The sequence below is a fragment of the Helicobacter labetoulli genome (assembly GCF_003670275.1).
Lineage (GTDB): Bacteria > Campylobacterota > Campylobacteria > Campylobacterales > Helicobacteraceae > Helicobacter_C > Helicobacter_C labetoulli.
Genome location: NZ_QXJF01000023.1, coordinates 1 through 1,556, shown reverse-complemented (window position 1 = coordinate 1,556; position 1,556 = coordinate 1). Strand labels below are relative to the sequence as shown.

The following is a 1,556-nucleotide window of genomic DNA, read 5'->3' as shown; positions in this document are numbered from 1 at the left end:
TTCATTTCCCCCCCCCCCCCCCAGCTATGCTGTGGAGATATCCATTCACACTTCCCTTTGCCACACCACGACTATAAAAATCCAACTCTGCCCTTATCTCTAATGTATCGCTTGGGACAATTTTCTTTCTAAACTCAACATTGGATTTGATAAATGCTGTTTTCTTTCCTTTATTCTCATCCATCGTTAAAAATGTCATTAAAAACACCTGTGTAAGCACTTCCATTTGGATAAATCCCGGAACATTTGGTTCATCCTCAAAATGTGATGGAAAATACCATTCGTTATATGAAAAGGTCTTATAACCAAGTGCCGATTTGCCAATCCTTACCTCCTTAATAAAATCTACAAATAAAAGTGGGTGGCGATTTTGTTGATATTCCTGAATCTCTATCACATCTAAGTTTAGAAGTGTTTTCATTGTGAAACCGCCTTGTATTTTGGATTATCCTGATCGCCTAAAGCTTTAAATATCACCATTTCAGGGCGACTTTTTATATAGTAGTTTTTGATATTTTCACTCAAAAATGGTTCAAAATAAGTAGGAATAACAATTTCTTTTGAATCTAAATCCACCCTTGAAAATCCAGCTTTTTCTAGAAAATCCTGCTTTAACCCAGCCACAAGAAAATGAATACACTCTGCATTAAACTCACTCAACAAATCACATAGTGGCTGTCCAATATATGCAAAACAGGACAGCTCTCCAACAAAATCAACAAGCATCAATATCCTAGCTCCTTGATACTCTACAATACGAAAAAACACTATACCCAAGCACTTATTGCCAACTTTAACAACATAGCTTAAATAATTATAAATAGGATGCTTAAAATATCTATGATCTAAAAAATTCTTGTTTTTAAAAGGTAATCTTTCGTAGCGTTTGATAAAGTCAAAATTTAGTGAATCTAGATCATAAATCCGCTCTAATATATACAGCCCACTCTCTTGAATAGCTTTATTCCTTGTGTCTCCCGACACTTTTATAAGCTTAAATTCGCTCATAGATTTATTAAGCAAAAAATACAAATCCATCACGCCACTTTGATATTTAAAAACATTTGTAAATAATGGAACAATGGTTTTATTATTCGCCCCACAAGCTACCTCAACAAATTCACCAAAATGCTTATAGAGCCTCTTTTGAAGCTCCAAACCAGCCATTGGCACATCTAAATCGGCTCTAGCCTTTGTAATAGAGCCAGAGAAATGTATCCCAAGATCATCTCTCCCATACACTACCTGTCCCAAAATTCCAGCAATTGCCCCATTTTTCTCACGCATAACAAAAACATTTAATTGATCCTTATTATCAAGATTGCCATAGTGGTACTTAAAGAACTCCTTATCATTTGCAAGAATATGATTGCTATCCCAATGTGTTTTTATAAAACCCATAATTTCTCCAACACTATCCATTCTAGCCACTTCAAATGTAAAAAAATCATCATATCTATTTTCCCTACTCACACTCCACCTCCAATAACCTTATCTTCTCGCTTCTAGGCGGATAATCATTGCAATCAAGCCGTGGAAGCAAAAGTGGATTCTCA

At 35.3% G+C, this 1,556-nt stretch carries 2 protein-coding genes; both read right to left on the bottom strand.

Translation table 11 applies throughout. The features are described from left to right. Window position 1: 1 nt before the first annotated feature. Window positions 2-421 carry an ApeI family dehydratase gene (locus EBF12_RS10285; RefSeq protein ID WP_121727569.1) on the bottom strand — a complete coding sequence of 140 codons (420 nt, stop codon included), beginning with the start codon at window positions 419-421 and terminating at the stop codon, window positions 2-4. Beyond that, window positions 418-1,473, bottom strand: a complete 1,056-nt coding sequence (locus EBF12_RS10280; RefSeq protein ID WP_121727568.1) for a hypothetical protein — start codon at window positions 1,471-1,473, stop codon at window positions 418-420. The genes EBF12_RS10285 and EBF12_RS10280 overlap by 4 nt, the downstream gene beginning before the upstream one ends. Window positions 1,474-1,556 lie beyond the last annotated feature (83 nt).

What these genes read in the sequence shown, in the direction of transcription:
- EBF12_RS10285 (WP_121727569.1), bottom strand. Translation starts at nt 421, where the DNA reads ATGAAAACACTTCTAAACTTAGATGTGATAGAGATTCAGGAATATCAA.